This window comes from Candidatus Tenderia electrophaga (assembly GCA_001447805.1).
GTDB lineage: Bacteria > Pseudomonadota > Gammaproteobacteria > Tenderiales > Tenderiaceae > Tenderia > Tenderia electrophaga.
On record CP013099.1, the window covers coordinates 1699841 to 1719010 of the forward strand.

General features: G+C 57.7%; 18 protein-coding genes. 12 read left to right on the plus strand and 6 right to left on the minus strand.

The features are described 5' to 3' along the window. Position 1: 1 nt before the first annotated feature. Complete coding sequence (locus Tel_07840) at positions 2 to 712, plus strand: hypothetical protein (GenBank protein ALP53073.1); 711 nt, start codon at positions 2 to 4, stop codon at positions 710 to 712. Positions 713 to 881: 169 nt separating this feature from the next. Beyond that, entirely contained in the window at positions 882 to 1454 is a 573-nt protein-coding gene (locus Tel_07845) for a hypothetical protein (protein ALP53074.1), read from the plus strand. A gap of 43 nt (positions 1455 to 1497) precedes the next feature. Here Tel_07845 and Tel_07850 read toward each other — a convergent pair whose 3' ends face one another. Next, positions 1498 to 2619: a hypothetical protein gene (locus tag Tel_07850; GenBank protein ID ALP53075.1), complete on the minus strand. Its 1122-nt coding sequence runs from the start codon at positions 2617 to 2619 to the stop codon at positions 1498 to 1500. Between the two features lie 148 nt (positions 2620 to 2767). Here Tel_07850 and Tel_07855 point away from each other — a divergent pair, with 148 nt between their 5' ends. Next, entirely contained in the window at positions 2768 to 4039 is a 1272-nt protein-coding gene (locus tag Tel_07855; protein ID ALP54777.1) for an MATE family efflux transporter, read from the plus strand. A gap of 111 nt (positions 4040 to 4150) precedes the next feature. Continuing rightward, complete coding sequence (locus Tel_07860; GenBank protein ALP53076.1) at positions 4151 to 6307, plus strand: YgiQ family radical SAM protein; 2157 nt, start codon at positions 4151 to 4153, stop codon at positions 6305 to 6307. On the opposite strand, the gene Tel_07865 is transcribed toward Tel_07860, so the two are convergent. Next, the gene (locus tag Tel_07865) at positions 6304 to 6681 is read right to left on the minus strand and encodes a hypothetical protein (GenBank protein ID ALP53077.1); all 378 of its coding nucleotides are present in this window, start codon (positions 6679 to 6681) and stop codon (positions 6304 to 6306) included. The two genes, Tel_07860 and Tel_07865, sit on opposite strands and share 4 nt — an antisense overlap. A 148-nt stretch (positions 6682 to 6829) precedes the next feature. After that, on the minus strand, positions 6830 to 7957 hold the full coding sequence (locus tag Tel_07870) for a hypothetical protein (protein ID ALP53078.1): 1128 nt from the start codon (positions 7955 to 7957) through the stop codon (positions 6830 to 6832). Between Tel_07870 and Tel_07875 the strand changes: the two genes are divergently transcribed. From Tel_07875 to Tel_07895, 5 genes are all read left to right on the plus strand, one after another. Next, on the plus strand, positions 7958 to 8755 hold the full coding sequence (locus Tel_07875; protein ALP53079.1) for a hypothetical protein: 798 nt from the start codon (positions 7958 to 7960) through the stop codon (positions 8753 to 8755). It abuts the gene before it with no gap. A 197-nt stretch (positions 8756 to 8952) separates the two neighbouring features. Beyond that, positions 8953 to 9342 (plus strand): hypothetical protein, encoded by a 390-nt coding sequence (locus Tel_07880; GenBank protein ALP53080.1) that lies wholly within the window; start codon positions 8953 to 8955, stop codon positions 9340 to 9342. 181 nt (positions 9343 to 9523) lie between these two features. Then, positions 9524 to 9937 carry a hypothetical protein gene (locus Tel_07885; GenBank protein ALP53081.1) on the plus strand — a complete coding sequence of 138 codons (414 nt, stop codon included), beginning with the start codon at positions 9524 to 9526 and terminating at the stop codon, positions 9935 to 9937. 156 nt (positions 9938 to 10093) lie between these two features. Beyond that, positions 10094 to 12529 carry an ATP-dependent protease gene (locus Tel_07890; GenBank protein ID ALP53082.1) on the plus strand — a complete coding sequence of 812 codons (2436 nt, stop codon included), beginning with the start codon at positions 10094 to 10096 and terminating at the stop codon, positions 12527 to 12529. 12 nt (positions 12530 to 12541) lie between these two features. Then, the gene (locus tag Tel_07895; GenBank protein ID ALP53083.1) at positions 12542 to 14767 is read left to right on the plus strand and encodes a hypothetical protein; all 2226 of its coding nucleotides are present in this window, start codon (positions 12542 to 12544) and stop codon (positions 14765 to 14767) included. A gap of 44 nt (positions 14768 to 14811) precedes the next feature. On the opposite strand, the gene Tel_07900 is transcribed toward Tel_07895, so the two are convergent. After that, a complete protein-coding gene (locus Tel_07900) occupies positions 14812 to 15081 on the minus strand; it encodes a hypothetical protein (GenBank protein ALP53084.1) in 270 nt (89 codons plus the stop codon). Positions 15082 to 15484: 403 nt separating this feature from the next. Here Tel_07900 and Tel_07905 point away from each other — a divergent pair, with 403 nt between their 5' ends. Next, positions 15485 to 15856, plus strand: a complete 372-nt coding sequence (locus Tel_07905; GenBank protein ALP53085.1) for an RNA polymerase subunit sigma-54 — start codon at positions 15485 to 15487, stop codon at positions 15854 to 15856. 45 nt (positions 15857 to 15901) lie between these two features. Here Tel_07905 and Tel_07910 read toward each other — a convergent pair whose 3' ends face one another. Together Tel_07910 and Tel_07915 are read right to left on the minus strand one after the other, a co-directional pair. Next, the gene (locus tag Tel_07910; protein ID ALP53086.1) at positions 15902 to 16501 is read right to left on the minus strand and encodes a hypothetical protein; all 600 of its coding nucleotides are present in this window, start codon (positions 16499 to 16501) and stop codon (positions 15902 to 15904) included. A 92-nt stretch (positions 16502 to 16593) separates the two neighbouring features. After that, positions 16594 to 16944 carry a hypothetical protein gene (locus Tel_07915; GenBank protein ID ALP53087.1) on the minus strand — a complete coding sequence of 117 codons (351 nt, stop codon included), beginning with the start codon at positions 16942 to 16944 and terminating at the stop codon, positions 16594 to 16596. Positions 16945 to 17246: 302 nt separating this feature from the next. Between Tel_07915 and Tel_07920 the strand changes: the two genes are divergently transcribed. Both Tel_07920 and Tel_07925 read left to right on the plus strand, forming a co-directional pair. Next, positions 17247 to 17627 (plus strand): hypothetical protein, encoded by a 381-nt coding sequence (locus tag Tel_07920; protein ALP53088.1) that lies wholly within the window; start codon positions 17247 to 17249, stop codon positions 17625 to 17627. 485 nt (positions 17628 to 18112) lie between these two features. Continuing rightward, positions 18113 to 18955, plus strand: a complete 843-nt coding sequence (locus tag Tel_07925; GenBank protein ID ALP53089.1) for a methyltransferase — start codon at positions 18113 to 18115, stop codon at positions 18953 to 18955. Positions 18956 to 19170: the final 215 nt, after the last annotated feature.

The window sequence follows — 19170 nt, forward strand, 5'->3', positions numbered from 1 at the left end:
TATGCACTATTCCAAGCCCTTACTACGTGTCAAGCTCATTCGCCGTTACAAACGCTTTCTCGCTGATGTGGTGATGCCCGACGGCGGCGAGATGACCGTGCACACCGCTAATACCGGTTCCATGCGGGGCTGCGCTACGCCGGACAACTATATTTGGATCCGCGACTCGGAGAATGATAAGCGCAAATATCGCTACAGTTGGGAAATCAGCGAGGCAGACGACAATGCGCTGATCGGCGTCAATACCGGCCTGGCCAACCGGCTGGTGGTGGAGGGCATCGAACAAGGCGTTATCACCGAGCTGGCGCATTATCCGGTCATCCGTACCGAGGTGCCCTACGGCGCAGGCAGTCGTGTCGACATTCTGTTGCAGCATCCTGACAAGCGCGTGCCGGACTGCTATGTGGAGGTCAAAAACGTCACTGCGCGCCAAGAGGATACCGCCATCTTCCCCGATGCCGTCACGGCGCGTGGCACCAAGCATTTGATGGAGCTGGTGAATATGGTCCGGGCCGGTCATCGCGCCGTGATCTTTTTTTGCGTCCAGCGCAGTGATGTCAATCGCTTTCGCGCGGCGCACGAGATCGATCCCATCTACGCCGAGACCCTGGTGTTCGCGGTGGAACACGGTGTGGAGGCACTGGCCTATTCAGTGAATATTTCGCCGTGGCAAATCGACTTGTCTCAAGCCATCCCTGTAAAGATCGTCTAGGCTGTCGTTATAGAGGCAAAGGCCAGCCCGTATTTCTCACCGGGCGGCTAACGGCTGTGACGCCAGCGCGGCACCTGCGAACGCCGATTATGCGCGGGTGCCCGCGATCCCAGTGAGAAATACAGCCAGTCAAGGGCGGTACGTGTCAGAGAATTGTTATCAAAGCGGTTTGGATGTCTTGCAGGCGCAGGTGTACGAGATTCTGCGTCAGCATCCCGCCGGAATCCGGGAGTACGATTTGATGGAGGCACTGGAGCGACGCTGTGTCGGAGGTTTTGGTGCAGCCGCCTTTGCCGATCATCTCTCCATGTTTCAGAGCCATTTTCTGTTGTTTCATTGTCTCTACGTATTACGTGATCGCCTGCATGAGCAGGGCAACGCCGGCTTGGATATCCATTGTCTATGCATTCGCCTGCAAGCCTTCAAACCGAGCGACGGTGGGCTGCCACAACAGCATGATCCGCTGCGTGACTACTATCTTGACCTCAATAACTTGGCGCATACCGATGCCGCGACGGTGGAACGCTTGATGAGCAGCTTCTGGCGGCGGATTATCGCCACGGACGACCGGCGGCAGGCGCTGCAACGGCTGGGACTGTCCGACCCGGTGGAGTATGGTGAAATCAAATCCCGCTATCGTCGTCTGGTGATGGAACACCATCCTGATCGCGGCGGCGATCATGGGCAGCTGCAGTTGATCAACGACGCCATGCGCACGCTGGACAGGATATACGGCCAATAAAAAGGCAGCCGCGGCTGCCTTTGTGCTACGAGCTCAATCCTGATTATTCGATCGCATACAGATGTTGGTCGAAACTACCGAAGTAAACCACGCCGTTATGGATGGCGGGCGAGGAATAGATGCGCCCGTCGGTGCGGAACTGCCAACGCAACTTGCCAGTGGGGATCTCCACCGTATAAAAGTGCTTGTCATAACTGCCGAAATAAACCAGCTCGCCGTTCACCACCGGCGATGCGCTGACCCAGTCGTGGGTCTTGTACTTCCATACGGTTTGACGTTTCTCCAGGTCGACCGCATAGAGCCGACCGTCCTGACTGCCGAAGAACACATGGGTATCGGTCACCGCAGGTGAAGAGGAGATGGCGGCGCGGGCGGCGACAGTCCAACTCTCCTGGCCGGTCTTCAGGTTGATGGCATAGAGATTACCATCTTCACTGCCGACATACACCGTGTCGCCCTTGACCGCGGGCGAGGAGTACACCGGCGCATTGGTCTTGAAGCGCCACACCTCCTGACCGGTGTCGGCGTTGACGGCATAGACGTAGCCGTCGTGGCTGCCAAAATACAGGATGCCTTGATGCAGAGCGGGTGAGGAATAGATGGCGCCGCCGGTCTTGAAGCGCCAGCGCTCGGTGGCGGATTCGGTGTTGATGGCATACAGGTGATCGTCGGTGCTGGTAAAGAAGACCGTCTTTTTGTTCGGGTCGTAGGCCGGCGCGCTGTAGACCGAGCCGCCGGCGGCAAAGCGCCACAACTCTTCGCCGCTGGTCTTATCCAGGGCATAGAAGTTACGGTCATCGCTGCCGACGTAGACCACCTCGCCGACGATCAGCGGTGAACCCCCGACCTTGCTCTCGGTCTTGAACTTCCATCGGCTTTGACCGGTCTCGATGTCGACGGCGTAGACATAGCCGTCGTGACTGCCGACATACACCGTATCGTCCAGGACCACCGGCGAGGAATTGACCGAATCTTCGGTCTTGAACTTCCATTTGAGTTGTTCCAGTTGAGCGACACCTTCGGTTTGATAGACGCCGCTATGGTTACTGTCGCCCCGGAACATGGCGATTTGCGGTGCACCGCTGCTGCAGCCGTTGAGTATGGCGGCCAGCATGGCGGTCAACGACAGCGTGGTGACGTACTTGAACAGTTGTGTGTTTTTCATGTTTTTACCTCCCATGCGTCGATTCTACTAAAAAGAAAAAATATTTGCTGGGCCCGTTATAATTCGGGATTTTCGCGATTAACAGGCGCTGGTAATGTTGAATCGATCACGTTTTGCCCATGCCGACGTCTGGCATCTGGCCGGCCCCATGATTCTTTCCAATCTCACCATTCCGGTGCTGGGCATGGTGGATACGGCGGTGATGGGCCATCTCGGCGAGCCGCACTATCTGGGCGCCGTGGCCATCGGCGCCTTGATCTTCTCGTTCATCTACTGGGCTTTCGGCTTTTTGCGCATGGGCACGACGGGGCAGATCGCCCAGGCCCATGGCCGCGATAACCAGGATGAGACGCGCGCCGGCTTTGCGCGCGCCGCGGCGCTGGCCTTGTGTCTGGCACTGTTGGTCATTGTCGTGCAGACGCCGGTGCATTGGCTGGCCATGAGCTTGCTCGATGCCAGTGCCGAGGTCGAGCACTACGCCGGCGAATATTTTTTTGTGCGTATCTGGAGCGCGCCAGCGACCTTGCTCAACTACGTCCTGATCGGCTGGTTCCTCGGCATGCAGAATGCGCGCGGGCCCTTGTATCTGCTGCTGGTGATCAATATCACCAACATCCTGCTCGACCTGTGGTTCGTGTGGGGCCTGGGGATGGACGTGGACGGCGTGGCGCTGGCCTCGGTGATCGCCGAATATCTCGGGGTGGGTGTGGGCTTGTGGCTGGTGGCGCGGGAGTTAAAAAAATATCCCGGTCGCTGGCGGGCGCAGGAAATTTTGAACCTCGGCCAAGTGCGGCGCATGCTGGTGCTGAATCACAACATCTTCATCCGCACCCTGTGTCTGATTTTCAGTTTCGCCTTTTTTACCGCCCAGGGCGCCAAGTTCGGTGATGTGGTACTGGCCGCCAATGCAATATTGCTGAACTTTCAGACTTTCATGGCCTATGGCCTGGATGGCTTCGCCCACGCCGCAGAGGCATTGGTGGGCAGGGCGGTGGGTCGTCGCGATCGCGTGCAACTCAGGCGTGCGATTGAGACCGCCGGGCTGTGGTCCGTGGGGGTGGCGCTGGGGTTTGTGCTGCTGTATGCCGCTTTCGGTGAGGTGCTGATTAACGTGCTCACCGATCTCGAAGCCGTGCGCGATAGCGCCTACGAGTTCCTGCCGTGGTTGGTGATCGCGCCGGCCCTGTCGGTATGGAGTTATCTCTTCGACGGTATCTTCATCGGTGCCACCCGCTCCGCCGAGATGCGCAATACCATGCTGATAGCCACGTTTCTGTGTTATCTGCCCGCCTGGTATGCGCTCCAGCCCTTCGGTAACCACGGCCTGTGGGCGGCGCTGATGGTGTTTATGGTCGCCCGCGGTGTGACCATGGCCATCAGTTTTCATATGATGAAAAGGCGCGGCGTGCTCTTAGATTAAGTCTCAGATTTCGGGTAAAATGGGTGCCCAGCCTAACCGCCACACTTGACTCAGGGGCGCTGGGAAGATGCGTATTCGCCACTAATAACCAACTCGTAAAAAATACCCGTCATGCAAACAGCCCACAATATCTTTTCCTATCGCCAGTACTGGGCCAAGCGCTTCGGCACCGCACCCTATCTGCCCATGTCGCGCCAGGAAATGGATGCCCTGGGGTGGGATAGCTGTGATGTGATCCTGGTGACGGGCGACGCCTACGTGGACCATCCCAGTTTCGGCATGGCGCTGGTGGGGCGCCTGTTGGAGAGGCAAGGGTTTCGCGTCGGCATCATCGCCCAACCGGACTGGCGCAGCGCCGCGGCCTTCGCGGCCTTGGGCAGGCCCAATCTCTTTTTCGGTGTCACCGCCGGCAACATGGATTCCATGGTTAATCGCTACACGGCGGACAGGAAAATCCGTTCTGAAGACGCCTATTCGCCGGATGGGCAGGCGGGCAGGCGCCCGGACCGTTCGGTGGTGGTCTATGCCCAGCGCTGCCGTGAGGCCTACAAGGAGGTGCCTGTCGTGATCGGCGGTATCGAGGCCAGTCTGCGCCGCATTGCCCACTATGACTACTGGGCCGATAAGGTGCGCCACTCCATCCTGCCTGATGCCAAGGCTGACCTGCTGGTATTCGGCAACGGCGAGCGCCAGGTGGTGGAAATCGCCCATCGGCTGGCGGCGGGGGAGGACATCAAGGCGATCACCGATATCCGCGGCACCGCCTTCATGCGCAGCGCCGTGCCCGACGGTTGGCTGGAGATCGACTCCACGTCCATCGATGAGCCGGGGAAGCTGATCGAGCATCCCGATCCCTACGCCATGAGCGATGCCGCCAGCTGCGCGACGGTCGAGGCCCAGGCCGGCGGAGCAGGGAACGAAAAAGTGATCCAGTTTTCCGCCAAGCGCCTCCAACAGCACGCGCGCGATTTGAGCGTGATCCGCCTGCCGGCCTACGAACAGGTCAAGCGTGATCCGGCGCTCTACGCCCATGCCGCGCGCGTGCTGCATCTGGAGACCAACCCCGGTAACGCCCGTGCCCTGGTGCAGCGCCACGGTCGGCGCGATGTCTGGCTCAACCCGCCGCCCATCCCGTTGACCAGTAAGGAGTTCGACCGCGTCTTCGAGCTGCCCTACACGCGCCAGCCCCATCCTGAATATAAGGGGGCCAGAATTCCGGCCTATGAGATGATCCGTTTCTCGGTGAATATCATGCGCGGCTGTTTCGGCGGCTGCACCTTCTGCTCCATCACCGAGCACGAGGGGCGCATCATCCAGAACCGTTCGGAGAAATCCATACTCAAGGAGGTGGAGACCATCCGCGATACTGTGCCCGGCTTTACCGGCATCATCTCCGACCTGGGCGGGCCGACGGCCAACATGTATCGCCTGGCCTGCAAGTCGGAGGCGATCGAGTCGGCCTGCCGCCGGCTGTCCTGCGTCTTCCCCGATATCTGCAGCAATCTGAACACGGACCACACGCCGCTGATCCATTTATATCGCAAGGCCAGGAAGCTGCCGGGTATCAAGAAGGTCTTCATCGCCTCGGGTTTGCGTTACGACCTGGCGCTGCAGTCGCCCGACTATGTGAAGGAGCTGGTGACGCATCACGTCGGCGGCTATCTCAAGATCGCCCCCGAGCATAGCGAAGAAGGCGTGCTCAACAAGATGATGAAACCGGGTATCGGCAGTTATGAACGTTTCAAGCAGATGTTTGAGCAGTACAGCCGCGAGGCGGGCAAGGAGCAGTATCTGATCCCGTATTTCATCGCCGCCCATCCCGGTGCCAATGACGAGGACATGCTCAACCTGGCGCTGTGGTTGAAGCGCAACGATTTTCGCCTCGACCAGGTGCAGACCTTTCTGCCGTCGCCCATGGCCCTGGCCACGGCCATGTACCACAGCCAGACCAATCCCCTACGCAAGATCCGCCGCAACGGTGAGTCGGTGTTCAGCGCGCGCGGGGCGCGGCAGCGGCGCCTGCATAAGGCCTTCATCCGCTATCACGATGCGGAAAACTGGCCGCTGCTGCGCGCGGCTCTGAAGCGCATGGGGCGGGCCGACCTGATCGGCAACGGCAAGCGCCATCTGGTGCCCGCCTGGCAACCGGCGGGTAGCGGCGGCACGTCGACGCGCGAGCGTACGCGTCAGGCCGCGCTAAACTCAGGGCCAAAAAAGGCCCGGCGGGCGAAGCCGGCCGGGTATGGTAATAAGCGTTCCAAGGTTTAGGACAGTTTGTCCTTGAGTGAGATTTCCACTCTTTGTTCCTGAGGCGGGGCGTCGTTCTTGACCGCCGCGGCAATGTCGCTCATGCGGCGGACGCAGGTGTTGCCCAGTTTGATGATGTCTACACCGGTGGCGAGAAAGGTCTCGATCAACTTAGGGATCTTGGACAGATACAGCCCTAAGGCAGCGATGATGATCAGGGCGATCACAGTGGATGTAATGGGCCCGAAGGCGCCGCTGAAAAAGTCGGTCAGATTGACCCACAGCGCCAGCGGTATGAGTGAAGCGCAGCCGTACCAGAGAAACACCACAAAGGTAAAAAACAGCAATACCAGGAATTGCAGAAAGCGGACCAGCGCAATATCGATAGTCTTCATAAATTTATTTCCTTCCCGTTTGATTCAAAATCTCCCCCCCGCCAATTTTCGAGCGCGGACCTACGATCTTGGCATACAAGCAGATGACTGACAAGCGCGGCCACTGCGCCGCTGGGGATTGTATAACGTATTGAATAACTGTTATTTTTTATTCAATTTTTAAATGACGGCAAAGCACGGCGAGGGCCTGCTCCAGTCCCGCGGTCGGCGCCTGGGGGTGGACCGGTTGGCGCAATAGCCAGCTCAGTTCGGCACCGAACTCACCTTGGCTAAACTGCCGGCGCGAGATGGCGCGACTGGGCAGGTGGCGCTCCAGCCAGCGACACAGATAGCGGTGTTCAGGCCAGTCGGGACGCTCCACATACAGCACCGGCGTGCGATTGAAGGCCGCCTCGGTAAAGGCGCCGTAGCCCGGTTTGGTCAATAGGGCATCCGCGGAACGGAGCATGTCGATAAAGTCCATTTCCGCCGTTGACAGGGACGAGATATCATCCCGCTGCGCTGACGCTATGTCCGGTATCAGATAGTGGACGTTGTCGAGTCGAGGCCAGTTGGCGACATCCATTTCCGTCTTGATGCCGCCCATGGTGGCCAGTACCAGTTTGGTCTGCGATGGGACACCTAAGGATCGCAGTAGCTCATGGCGGTGCATGCGGCCACGCTCGGCGATGGGGCCGACCGTCTCGCTGTCCAGCCCGGCCATAGGCATGGCCGGTTCGCTGCGGATGAAGGCGTCTGCGCTGCGGTAGGCGGCCAGCATTTGCTGATAGATTGCGTGCTGGTCGGGGAAATGATGATGAAAGATCTCGGCCCAATTGAGACAGCCGAAGGCCACGCTGGGCAGGCCGAGCTGGGCGGCGGCGGCCAGGGGCAGATAGGCGATGTTGGTGAGCAGGGCGTCGGCGTTCAGCTTGACCAAGGATGCGGTCTCGGCCTTGATTCTGCCCACCCAGTCCTGATGAAAATCGCGGTAGCGTTGTAGGCTTGCGTCCATGTCCACTGCAAAGGCGTCGCGATTTACCATGCCGAAGTCGGTTTCATTGGCCAGATGCTGAAACGGCATATGGAACTTGCGCTGCAGGAACGGCAGCGCCACGGCGCTCTGAATGGTGATGCTAAGTGTTGGCTGCAGCGCGTAAAGCGCATTGACCAAGGGTGCGGTCATGGCGGCATGGCCGTAACCGTGAGCGGAGATGACGACGAGCAGATGTTTGTTATTCACGCGCATGGCACTATGGTAGCGTGAACCGATCACAACAATCTCGCCCCTAAGCATATGCTGGATGCCATTGTTATTTATCTGCTGCTCGGCTGCGCCGTTGGCTTGAGCGCCGGCCTGCTGGGCGTGGGCGGCGGTTTGATCATCGTGCCGGTACTGGTGGTGGCGTTTCAGATGCAGGATATGCAGAGCAGCACTATCATGCATTTGGCGCTGGGGACCTCCCTGGCAAGTATTGTCATGACCGCTATCTCGGCGGTACTGGCCCATCAGCGCCGCGGCGCAGTGGTGTGGCACATCGTGTACGGGCTGGCCGGCGGCATGTTGTTGGGTAGTCTGCTGGGGGCGGTCATCGCGGATCAGCTCAGCAGTTCCGTATTGCAGCGCGTTTTTGCTTTGGTTGAATTCGTTATCGCCATCTACATGATGGCCGGTGCCCCTGCGGTGCGCCGCGCAATGACAGTCGCTATCCAGCGCTTGGAGCTGTTACTCGCGGGCGCTGGCATAGGTGCCGTTTCCGCCCTGCTCGGCATCGGCGGCGGCACCCTGACGGTCCCGTATTTGTGCTGGCGCGGCCGTGATATTCACCAGGCGGTGGCGGTGTCCGCGGCGTGTGGTCTACCCATCGCCCTGTCGGGGGCACTGGGTTATCTGCTGACTGGGTTGGATGAGATCCACCTGCCGCCCCTGGCGACAGGATTTATCTATTGGCCGGCGGTAGGCGGTATCGCAGCTACCAGCCTGCTCTTTGCCCCCCTGGGGGCGCGTTTGGCACATGCGCTGCCGGTCACGCAATTGAAACGTGTGTTTGGTTCGGTGTTGCTGCTGATCGCCGTCTCCATGTTTGTAATATAAATATAAAACATGTAGTTATAGATGTTTATTTAGGCTGTTTGTTATTGTTGTTGCGATCCCGTTCTGATCTCTTTTGTTCGCCGGATGCCATTTTTGTGAACCGGTTCACGGAATACATCTTTATATAAGGCTACAAATGTGACGTGGGTATTTCCCTTGAATATGAACTTAAGCGTTAAAAGGTTAAGGAGAGCAACATGTTGACCAAAGTGCGTTGGAATCTGGTGGCGGTGGCCATGGCGGTGTCGGGGATGTTTTCTACGGCCCAGGCGGCGGGTGAGATGGCGAACAGTTTCGATGCCGCGGCCATCGGGAATTTCAAACAAGCCGTGACCATTTGGGAAGATCTGGCTGCGGAAGGCGATCCCCAGGCGCAGTTTAATCTGGGCCTGATGTATCACGGCGGTTTGGGCCTGCCGCGTAACGAACACAAGGCCGTTACCCTGTATCAGAAGGCCGCTGAAGGCGGCTATTCTCCGGCACAGGCGTATCTGGTGGTCGGCTATCAAGAGGGCTGGTTCGGACTGTCCCAGGACCCTGGCAAGGCCTATTACTGGCGCGGTCTGCTGGATGATGATCTCAAATAAAGCGATAGCAAACAGTCACTAAGCGAAGGGAGGCGCGGCCTCCCTTTTTCGTTGTCGGAAATATCCGCTGTCAAGTATGGGCAAGTGCACTAATTTTGGTATTATCTACCAGTAATCAGTTGAAAGTGGAGGGATTATGGTCGCAACAACTGAAATGCCGCGCACCGATCGACGCCGGTCGATGGTGATGATTCAGCGGCTGGTCGGCGCCAGAACGGAAATGCTGTCGCTGTATACCATGCTGGCGAAACAAAAACCGTTTGGCGATATTTCCGACGTGCAAATGCTGTTACAGGAATTTTGCCAATCATTGGTTGATTACACCGCCAACGCCCATTTCCAACTTTATCGCTATTTCGCCGAAAACAACGAGCGCCGCAAAGAGATCTACGATGTGGCCACCAATATTTATCCCGACATCCTGGATAGCACCAACACCATTCTGGATTTTAATGACAAGTATGATTGCAGCGATCAGTGTTCGCGTTTTAACAATTTGGAAAGCGACCTCTCCCGCCTCGGCGAAATTCTGGCCGATCGTATCGAATTGGAAGACAGACTGATCACCGCATTCGGGTACAACCTCGATAACTGACATTTGTCTTAAACCAGACCGTCATAAGGCCTGCACTCCGCTGCGGGCTTTTTTTTAAGTTGCCGCTGGGTAGACCTATATCCGGTCGTGGTCGGAGATACGTTATTATTAACTCGAGAATAAGAATATTCCGGCGTTGTCATAAAGGGAATCATGATGAGTAATATAAAGCCGTTGCAGGCACAGGCATTGTTTCAGGCCTGCGATCCGTCTCAATTCGATTTCGATTCCACCGCCGAGCTCGATGACCTGAGCGAAGTAATCGGACAGGCCCGGGCCCTGGAGGCCATCCATTTCGGCATGGGTATCAAAAAGAAAGGGTATAACATTTTTGCCCTGGGGCCGGCCGGTACGGGCAAGCACAATGTGGTGACCCACCTGCTGAAGCAACAGGCCTCCAGCGAAGCAGCGCCCTGTGACTGGTGTTACGTCAACAACTTCGATGCCCCGCACAAACCCATCGCACTTGGTTTGCCTCCGGGCACGGGGCGCAAGCTGCACGATGATATGAAACAGTTGGTGGAAGAGTTACGCGCCGCCATTCCGGCGCTGTTCGAGGGCGATGAATATCGCGCCAGCATTCATGAACTGGAAGAAGAGCTGAAGAACCAGCAGGAGCGCGCCATTGATGAAGTCCGCCAGGCGGCGCAGCAAAAAAGCATCGCGCTGATCCGCACCCCCAACGGCTTTGCCTTTGCCCCCGCGCGCGACGACGAGGTGATCGATCCTAAGGAATTCAAGAAGCTGCCGGACGACGTTAAACACAAGTTCGAGGCCGAGATCGCGGAATTGCAGGAGGCGCTGGAGCATATCCTGCGCATGGCTCCCCAATGGCGTCGTGAGGCGCGCGAGAGGATCAAGCAGCTTAATGCCGAGTTGGCCATGTCGGCGGTGGGGCATCTGATTGACGAACTGCGCGAGCATTACCAAGATCAGGATGAAGTGCTGAAGTACCTCGACAGCGTACAAGAAGACGTGATCGCCAACGTGGATGATTTTCGCCGCGGTGAAGAAGAGGACGCCCAAGTCGTTATCGGCCCCAACCACAGCGGCGGCTCGTTTCGTCGATATCAAGTCAATGTCCTCGTCGATCACAGCGATAGCCAAGGTGCACCGGTGGTTTACGAGGACAATCCCACCTATCAGAACCTGATTGGGCGGGTGGAACATATGGCCATGATGGGCGCCCTGATCACCGACTTTACCCTCATCAAACCGGGCGCTCTGCACCGCGCCAATAACGGTTATTTGGTGCTGGAGGTCTACAAGCTGTTTCAACACCCCTTCAGTTGGGAGGCGATCAAACGTACGTTGCGCTCGGGTGAAATATGCATCGGTTCGTTGGAACAAATGCTCAGCCTGGTTAGCACCGTATCCCTGGAGCCGGAACCCGTGCCGCTCAATGTCAAAGTGGTATTGGTGGGAGACCGCATGCTGTACTACCTGTTGTATCAGCTCGATCCCGAATTTCAGGAACTGTTCAAAGTGGCGGCCGACTTCGATGACCAGATGGAGCGCAGCACGGAAAGCCAGCAGCTCTACGCCCACCTGATCGCTACCCTGGCCAAGAAGGATAAGCTGCGTCCGTTCGACCGTAGCGGGGTGGCGCGCGTCATCGAGCATAGTGCCCGGGTCAGTGAAAACGCAGCCAAGCTCACCACCCACATGCGCAGTATCTGTGACCTGCTGTGCGAGGCGGATTATTGGGCCGATCAGCACGGCCGCGAATTGGTCAACGCCGAAGACGTGCAGGCCGCCATCAGCGCTCAGATCCACCGCGGCAGTCGCATGAAGGAGCGTCTGCATGAGCATATTCAGCGCGGTATCCTATTGATCGACAGCAGCGGCACGGCCGCAGGTCAGGTCAATGGACTGTCGGTGATCGATCTGGGTAATATCTCCTTCGGCGTGCCGACCCGCATCACCGCCCGCGTGCGTATGGGCGACGGCGATGTGCTGGATATAGAGCGCGAGGTCGATCTAGGCGGGCCGCTGCATTCCAAAGGCGTGCTGATCCTGGCCGGATTCCTCGGCGCCCGCTTCGCCAAGGAGTGTCCACTGGCCCTGAGCGCCAGCCTGGTGTTTGAACAATCCTACGGCGAGATCGAGGGCGACAGCGCCTCCTCGGCGGAACTCTATGCCCTGTTGTCGGCCTTATCCGGCGTGCCCATCAAACAGGGTTTCGCCGTCACCGGTTCGGTCAATCAACACGGTCAGGTGCAGGCCATCGGCGGCGTCAATGAGAAGATTGAAGGTTTTTTCGATGTCTGCAGCGAGCGCGGTTTGAACGGCGAGCAGGGCGTATTGATTCCACCCAGCAATGTCGGCGACTTGATGCTGCGCCGGGATGTTATCGCGGCGGCGGAGCAGGGCAAGTTTCATATCTATGCCGTCGAGACCATCGACCAGGGTATCGAGCTGCTCACCGGTGTGCCCGCCGGTGTGCCGGATGCCGAGGGCAATTACCCGCATGGCAGCATCAATCACAAGGTGGCGCAGCAATTGCTGAAATTCGCCGAGATCCGCCACGAGTTCGGTGACTTGAAAAAGGATCACGACGATGGCGCCCACCACGACAAGGATGATGATTAGAAGTAGTCAGCTATGGTCAGCGTAACCGGATCAACAGGCAGCGACAACAGCAAACAGCAGATCGATGTTGATAAATGGTTGGCGTCGCTGCAAGACAGGTACTCTGCACACGGTTTCGATGTGATCCACCAGGCCACCGATATTGCCCTTAAGGCCCACGCCGGACAGCAGCGCATCTCCGGTGAACCCTATATCCAGCATTCGCTGGCGGTGGCTGACATCCTGGCCGGCATTCGCATGGACTACGAGACCATCGCCGCCGCGGTGCTGCACGATGTGGTGGAGGATACCGACATCAGCCTCGACCAGGTGCGCCGCCAATTCGGGGATAACATTGCCAATCTGGTGGACGGGGTCACCAAGATGATGGTGATCCAGACCTTCAAGGGCCTGCAAGAAATCAGTAAAAAGGAGAAACGCGAACGGGTCCAAGCCGAAAGCCTGCGCAAAATGCTGCTCGCCATGGTTGCGGATGTGCGTGTGGTGCTGATCAAGCTGGCCGACCGCACCCATAACATGCGCACGCTTGCGGCCTTGCCGCAAGACAAACAAAAACGCATCGCCACCGAGACCCTTGAAGTCTATGCGCCGCTGGCCAACCGCTTGGGCATGTGGCAGATCAAGTGGGAGTTGGAGGATCTCTCGTTTCGCTTTCTGAACCCCGAGCTCTACAAAGAAATCGCCAAGATGCTGGATGAACGGCGCGTCGATCGCCAGGAATTCATCACCAATTTCATCCAGACCCTTGAGGGCGAACTAGGCAAGGTGCAGGTGAACGCTGAGATCAGCGGCCGGCCGAAACACATCTACAGCATTTACCGCAAGATGCAGCGCAAAAGCATCGATTATCACCAGGTCTACGACACCCGCGGCGTGCGCGTGTTGGTCGATACCATCCCCGAGTGTTACACCGTGCTAGGCATCGTCCACGCCCTGTGGCGCCACATCCCGGGCGAGTTCGACGACTACATCGCCACGCCCAAGCAGAACAACTACCAGTCCATCCATACCGCCGTGTTCGGGCCCGACGGCAAAGTGGTGGAGGTGCAAATCCGCACCCACAAGATGCATCAGGACAACGAACTGGGCGTGGCGTCCCATTGGCGTTACAAGGAAGGCGCCGAATACGACCCCGGTTTCGAACGCAAGATCAACTGGTTGCGTCAGCTGCTTGACTGGAAGGAGGAGGTGGTGGACGCCGGCGAGTTTGTCGACCAATTCAAATCGGACGCCTTCGAGGATCGCATCTACGTCTTCACCCCCAAGGGCAATGTCATCGACCTGCCGGAAGGGGCGACGCCGCTGGATTTCGCCTACCATATCCACACCGAGGTCGGTCATCGCTGTCGCGGCGCCAAGGTCAACGGCCATATGGTGCCGCTGACCTACAAGCTCAAGACCGGCGAGCAGGTGGATATCCTAACCGTCAAACGCGGCGAGCCCAGCCGCGACTGGCTAAACCTGGACCTGGGTTATCTCAAGACCAGCCGCGCGCGCAGCAAGGTGATGCATTTCTTCAAAATGCTCAACTTTGACAAGAACGTGGCCGACGGACGCAATCTGTTGGAAAAAGAACTCAACCGTCTCGGACTTACTGAAGTGAACTTTGAGCGTCTGGCGCGGCGCCTGAATTTTCCCAAGCTGGAGGAGTTTCTCGCTGCCCTCGGGCGTAACGACCTCAAGATCAGCCGCGTGGTGCGACTGATTCAAGAAATTCGGCAGGAGGAGCAGACCCGGGAGCAACCCGCCATCCAACCGCGCGCGCCGCAATCGGATAAGGGCGGCGGCGGTGATGTCACCATCGAAGGGGTGGGGGATCTACTGACCCAGATTGCCAAATGCTGCAAGCCGGTGCCCGGCGACGAGATCGCCGGCTATATCACCAAGGGGCGGGGTATCAGCATCCATCGCAAGGACTGCGCCAATGTGCTGCGTTACATCAACCAATCGCCAGAGCGGCTGATCGATGTGGAGTGGAGCAGCAAGGGCACTGAGCAGGTCTATCCCGTGGATGTGCAGATCAAGGCCTTCGACCGTCAGGGCTTGTTGCGCGATGTGGCGGCGCTGCTGTCCAACGAAAAGGTCAATATCATCGCCGTCAATACCCTGTCCGAGCGCAAGAGTCACACCGCTAGCATGCTGCTGACCCTGGAGATCGACGATCTCAGTAGTTTAAGCAAAATACTATATAAGATCAGCAGTTTGCCTAATGTTCTTGAGGTAAAACGTAAATCTTGATGGGGGGAGGGCCCGGACCGGTCTTCGGTCCGGACCGCTGGGCATCAATCGTAGTATTCGCTCATATCGAAGGCTTCGCTGCCCGGCGCGCCGCCCAGTTCGTAGAAATCCAGTTCGTTGAGGTCCTCGTCCAGTTGTTCCAGCCATTCCTCGTTGGGTTCGATCTCTTCGGCGCCGAGTTTGGCCCAGATATCGCTATCCAAGCCCTCAAAGCTGCCGTCGGCATACTGAATTTGGATGAAGCCCTCGTCCAGATCGGCGGCGGTAACGCGAAAAGTCTGGGAATCCGGGGTCTTATACCAGGAATTAATCATCGGTTCTGCAAGCTGTGACATTTCAAACCTCCTAAACACAACGGTACTGCAAGGATCCGCGGCCATTTCCTTAGGCGATCAATGCACTGCTTGTGCGCTGGGTCGTGCGGATTCCCCAGCAAATCTATAGGTCTTAGACTCACCAATGGTATCGGCACGAATATTAGGGCGCTTTAATGGATTAACGCCGAATTTTCGCATGTGTATAGGGGAAGCCCGCCATCGCGGGATTACGCTTGATGTGGGATCGGTTAACCACAAATTGTCTAGGCGCGACCAGTGAAATCTATTTATACTGTCATTGAAAAGGCTTCAAAAAACCCGTCAGTCACTGAGCTGGCGCCCGCGCCTGGGAGACGGGCCTGACAGGTCGGGCGAATCCTAAAACCGTAAGGAGAACCCTATGAAACTACCGCTGCAGATTACCTCCCGCAATGTGTCGCTTTCTGAAACTGCCGAGCAGGCGATACATGAAAAAGCAGCGAAGCTTGACCAGTTCTATGATCGCATCATGGGCTGTCGGGTTTTGGTAGAGGCGCCGCACCGTCACCAGCATCAAGGCAACCAGTACAACGTGCGTCTTGATATCACCGTGCCCGGTGCCGAGATCGTCATCAAGCGTGAAGAAAACGAAGACCTTTACGTTGCGATTCGTGACGCCTTCGAAGCCGCGCAGCGCAAAGTGAAAGAGTTCTCCAGCAAGCAAAAGGCTATGAAGGGTGCGGAACGAATTCCGCTGGTCGATCCGGCCGCGGTTCAGGCCGCCGAGCGCTGAACGCAATCCAATCCGCCGCCGGGGCGCAATGCCCCGGCTTTTCTCTCAGAAAGAATCCGTGACCAGAACGTCTTCCACCGACAGCAAGCCCGGCCGCGCATAGGGGGGCTTGAGCGCTCTGCCGAAGGCGATCACCATGCACAGTGCATGATCCTCAGGCAGTTTGACGATGTCTGCCATACGCTGCTCGTCGCAGGCCATGGCGCAAGATTCCAGACCCATGTCCTGAGCCTTCAGCATCAGGGTCATGGCGGCCATGGAGGCGGAGCGCATGGCTTCGTCACGCTCCAATTGCGGGTTATCGGCATAGGTCTGCAGGGTGTTGTCGATCATGTGTTTGGCGACCTCGGCCGGGGCATTGGCCCAGTAACGCTCAGGGGATTTTTGCCAAGCCTTTAGATCCAGGCACACCAGCAACACCAGCGCGGCGTCAGTGACTTGAGGTTGAAACCAAACGGCCTCACTGGCCTGTCCCAATACCGCCGGGTCGCGCAGCCAGACGAAGCGCCAATGCTGAATATTGAAGGCGGAAGGCGAAAGATTGGCCGCCTCAACCAGTTCGCGCACCTCGGCATCGGAGATTTTATAAGCCGGATCAAACAGACTGACGGAACGCCGGCGTTGGATGGCGTCAGAGACATTCACTGATACTTACCCTAATTTACGTATGATTTGGCGCAAGAGGGTACCACATCGGCCCGGTGGTTTGGCGTGGAGCTTCATTTCGGCTGCCGGCCTCAGGGCGACAGAAAGACCGCCACCTCGCGCAGCATCCCGCCGTTGGCCCATCGCAGCGAGATGACGAATTCCAGCAGCGGTTCACGGATGACATTGGTGGATGTCAATAGAATATGGGCGACGTCGCCGTGTTTGACCACCGCGAACCTTAGCGAATAAAGCAATTCGTCATGTTCGATACCGGCCCGCTGGAAAGCCGCTTCGGTACCCAAACCGACCTCCAAGTCCGCCAGTTCGGCGGCGTTGGCTGAGAGCGGGATGATCGCCTGCAGCGGTGCATTCAGCCGCGATTGAACCTCGAGCTCGCCCAGGCTTAGGGCGCCGGCGCTGGCCGGTGTCAGATATAACATAATGCCCAGCAGCCCGAGCCATGGGTGGGCTAAGGTGCGGCAATCCGTTCGCATTTTCCAACGTCCGAGGCGGGTAATCATGAGGCAGGCATCCTATATCAAAACAATGTGCAATTCGGTGTACTTTACCCTATACTGAAGACGGAAGGCAGGTGCTTGTGCTCGCAGCAGGCGCCGGCCAAACGCGCCGCGTGAATCACTGCCGCACCGGTCCTCATCAGTGCGAAGATTATTCAGCGCCAGTCTTACCTACAGTCCCGATCCGTGTTAAAAAGATGATTTACCGGAGTAAGGGATCCCCAATGAACACGCAATTCATCGCTGCAGCGCTGGCTGCCGTTATCGCTATCACCCCCACCATGCTATTGGCTGCCGACGATCTGCCGAGCTTGACTGTCGCCGAGATTTTCGCCCAACAGGGCCAAATCGCCGGCAAGCGTATTCATATCAGCGGCAAAGTGGTGAAGGTCAACAACAACATCATGGGCAAGAATTTTCTTCACATTCAGGACGGTACCGGTGGCGAAGGCAGCAACGACATCACTGTGACCAGTCAGCAGACCGCCAGCGTGGGGGACAGGGTTGAGGTGGACGCGCTCGTGACCGTCGATCGTGACTTCGGCATGGGGTACAGCTATGCGGTGATCTTGGAGGAGGCGAGCCTCAGCCCCGCCGCACCGTAATCCCTGCACATAACAAAGCCCGCCCGGGATAGTGCCGCGGGCGGGCTTGTTGTTAAACATTCCGCGTAGTATTGCGGAATAAAGCGGTAGAATAATTATCTTGTTGCGGATCTACAGGCCTACTACAAGAGCCGCACAAACATAAAGACGCTAGCGAGCAGGCAAATGACCACCACCCCCGTGGCGGCGTAACTGGCAGAGCTTTCCGGGACACGATTGTGCATGAGTTTGTCCTCCGCACATTACCGTTAAAAGATCACAACTCGATCATGGGCCGCAGCGGGCCTCCCCGCGACTGCGCCATGCTTGAAAAAAATAGTTGGGAATTGGCCAATATGCAAGCTGAGCGCGGCAGACCATAGCCGCAATGGCTTGGCATAGGCGATCCCGGCATTTAAGCTTGTTGTTGATCCATTGATTTGGCCCATTGGCTGGACGAGAATTGCCATGGGTCCAAACCGGCCACCGCGACAGGAGCCCCTGCAATGAACCGAAGACTTAATGTTGAATTCAGCCGTATCCTCATAATAGCGCTTAGCGCCGGTGCGCTGTTCGCCATGTCGGCAGCAGTCAACGCGCAAGACACTCAAGAAAAGCTGCGCGCTATCCTCGACGCCGAGCACCGCTCGGCTGCCCACCAGGCGCGCGATAAGTATCGGCATCCCGTTGAAACGCTAAGCTTTTTCGGTATCGAAGATGATATGACGGTGGTCGAGGTCTTTCCCGGTCGCGGGTGGTATACCGAAATCCTGGCGCCGTTTCTTAAGGACCACGGCCGCTTTTACGCCGCCGGCAACGATCCCGATTCCCGTTCTGAATTCGCACGTAAGAGCACACAGCGCTTTAAACAAAAAATGGCGTCGCATGACGTCTTTAACCGAGTGAATATCACTGTGCTCGCGCCGCCCGATAAAACCGCCATTGCTCCGGCGGGAAGCGCGGACATGGTGCTTACCTTCCGCAATATCCACAACTGGATGGCCGGCGGATACGCCGATCAGGTCTTCAGTGCCATGTATGAGGCGCTCAAGCCCGGCGGTGTGCTCGGTGTAGTGGAACATCGCGGTGACCCGAGCACCCCCCAAGACCCCGAGGCGCGCAGCGGCTACGTCAACCAGGCCTATGCCATTAAGCTGGCCGAGGATGCCGGCTTCGAATTCGTCGGCAGTGCCGAGATCAACGCCAACCCCAAGGACAGCAAGCATCACCCCAAAGGCGTGTGGACCTTGCCACCAAGCTTAACGCTGGGAGAGACCGATCGCGAGAAATATCTGGCCATCGGCGAGAGTGATCGCATGACCTTGAAGTTTATCAAGCCGGAGGAGTAATCGGCGGTCATTTCCACTTCGATAACGAGCGTTACCGATGCGCCGCAAGACTTGTCATAATCGCCGCCGGGTATAAGCGAATCGCCACTCAATTCCCCCGCCTGGCCATTATCCGCCGCTGTGGTGTGTTACGGCTGCCGTCATCTTGGTGTTGGTACTGGTTGCGGTGTTCGGGCGTCGCTTTCTACTCTGCTGATTGGTGACGAATCCAGCCA

Bases quoted from the DNA above. Each gene is read 5' to 3' on its own strand.
- Tel_07920 (ALP53088.1), top strand. From the start codon at position 17,247: ATGAACACGCAATTCATCGCTGCAGCGCTGGCTGCCGTTATCGCTATC.
- Tel_07855 (ALP54777.1), top strand. From the start codon at position 2,768: ATGATTCTTTCCAATCTCACCATTCCGGTGCTGGGCATGGTGGATACG.
- Tel_07870 (ALP53078.1), bottom strand. From the start codon at position 7,957: ATGCTTAGGGGCGAGATTGTTGTGATCGGTTCACGCTACCATAGTGCC.
- Tel_07895 (ALP53083.1), top strand. From the start codon at position 12,542: ATGGTCAGCGTAACCGGATCAACAGGCAGCGACAACAGCAAACAGCAG.
- Tel_07915 (ALP53087.1), bottom strand. From the start codon at position 16,944: ATGTTATATCTGACACCGGCCAGCGCCGGCGCCCTAAGCCTGGGCGAG.
- Tel_07890 (ALP53082.1), top strand. From the start codon at position 10,094: ATGAGTAATATAAAGCCGTTGCAGGCACAGGCATTGTTTCAGGCCTGC.
- Tel_07905 (ALP53085.1), top strand. From the start codon at position 15,485: ATGAAACTACCGCTGCAGATTACCTCCCGCAATGTGTCGCTTTCTGAA.
- Tel_07885 (ALP53081.1), top strand. From the start codon at position 9,524: ATGGTGATGATTCAGCGGCTGGTCGGCGCCAGAACGGAAATGCTGTCG.
- Tel_07860 (ALP53076.1), top strand. From the start codon at position 4,151: ATGCAAACAGCCCACAATATCTTTTCCTATCGCCAGTACTGGGCCAAG.
- Tel_07850 (ALP53075.1), bottom strand. From the start codon at position 2,619: ATGAAAAACACACAACTGTTCAAGTACGTCACCACGCTGTCGTTGACC.
- Tel_07875 (ALP53079.1), top strand. From the start codon at position 7,958: ATGCTGGATGCCATTGTTATTTATCTGCTGCTCGGCTGCGCCGTTGGC.
- Tel_07880 (ALP53080.1), top strand. From the start codon at position 8,953: ATGTTGACCAAAGTGCGTTGGAATCTGGTGGCGGTGGCCATGGCGGTG.
- Tel_07865 (ALP53077.1), bottom strand. From the start codon at position 6,681: ATGAAGACTATCGATATTGCGCTGGTCCGCTTTCTGCAATTCCTGGTA.
- Tel_07925 (ALP53089.1), top strand. From the start codon at position 18,113: ATGAACCGAAGACTTAATGTTGAATTCAGCCGTATCCTCATAATAGCG.
- Tel_07900 (ALP53084.1), bottom strand. From the start codon at position 15,081: ATGATTAATTCCTGGTATAAGACCCCGGATTCCCAGACTTTTCGCGTT.
- Tel_07840 (ALP53073.1), top strand. From the start codon at position 2: ATGCACTATTCCAAGCCCTTACTACGTGTCAAGCTCATTCGCCGTTAC.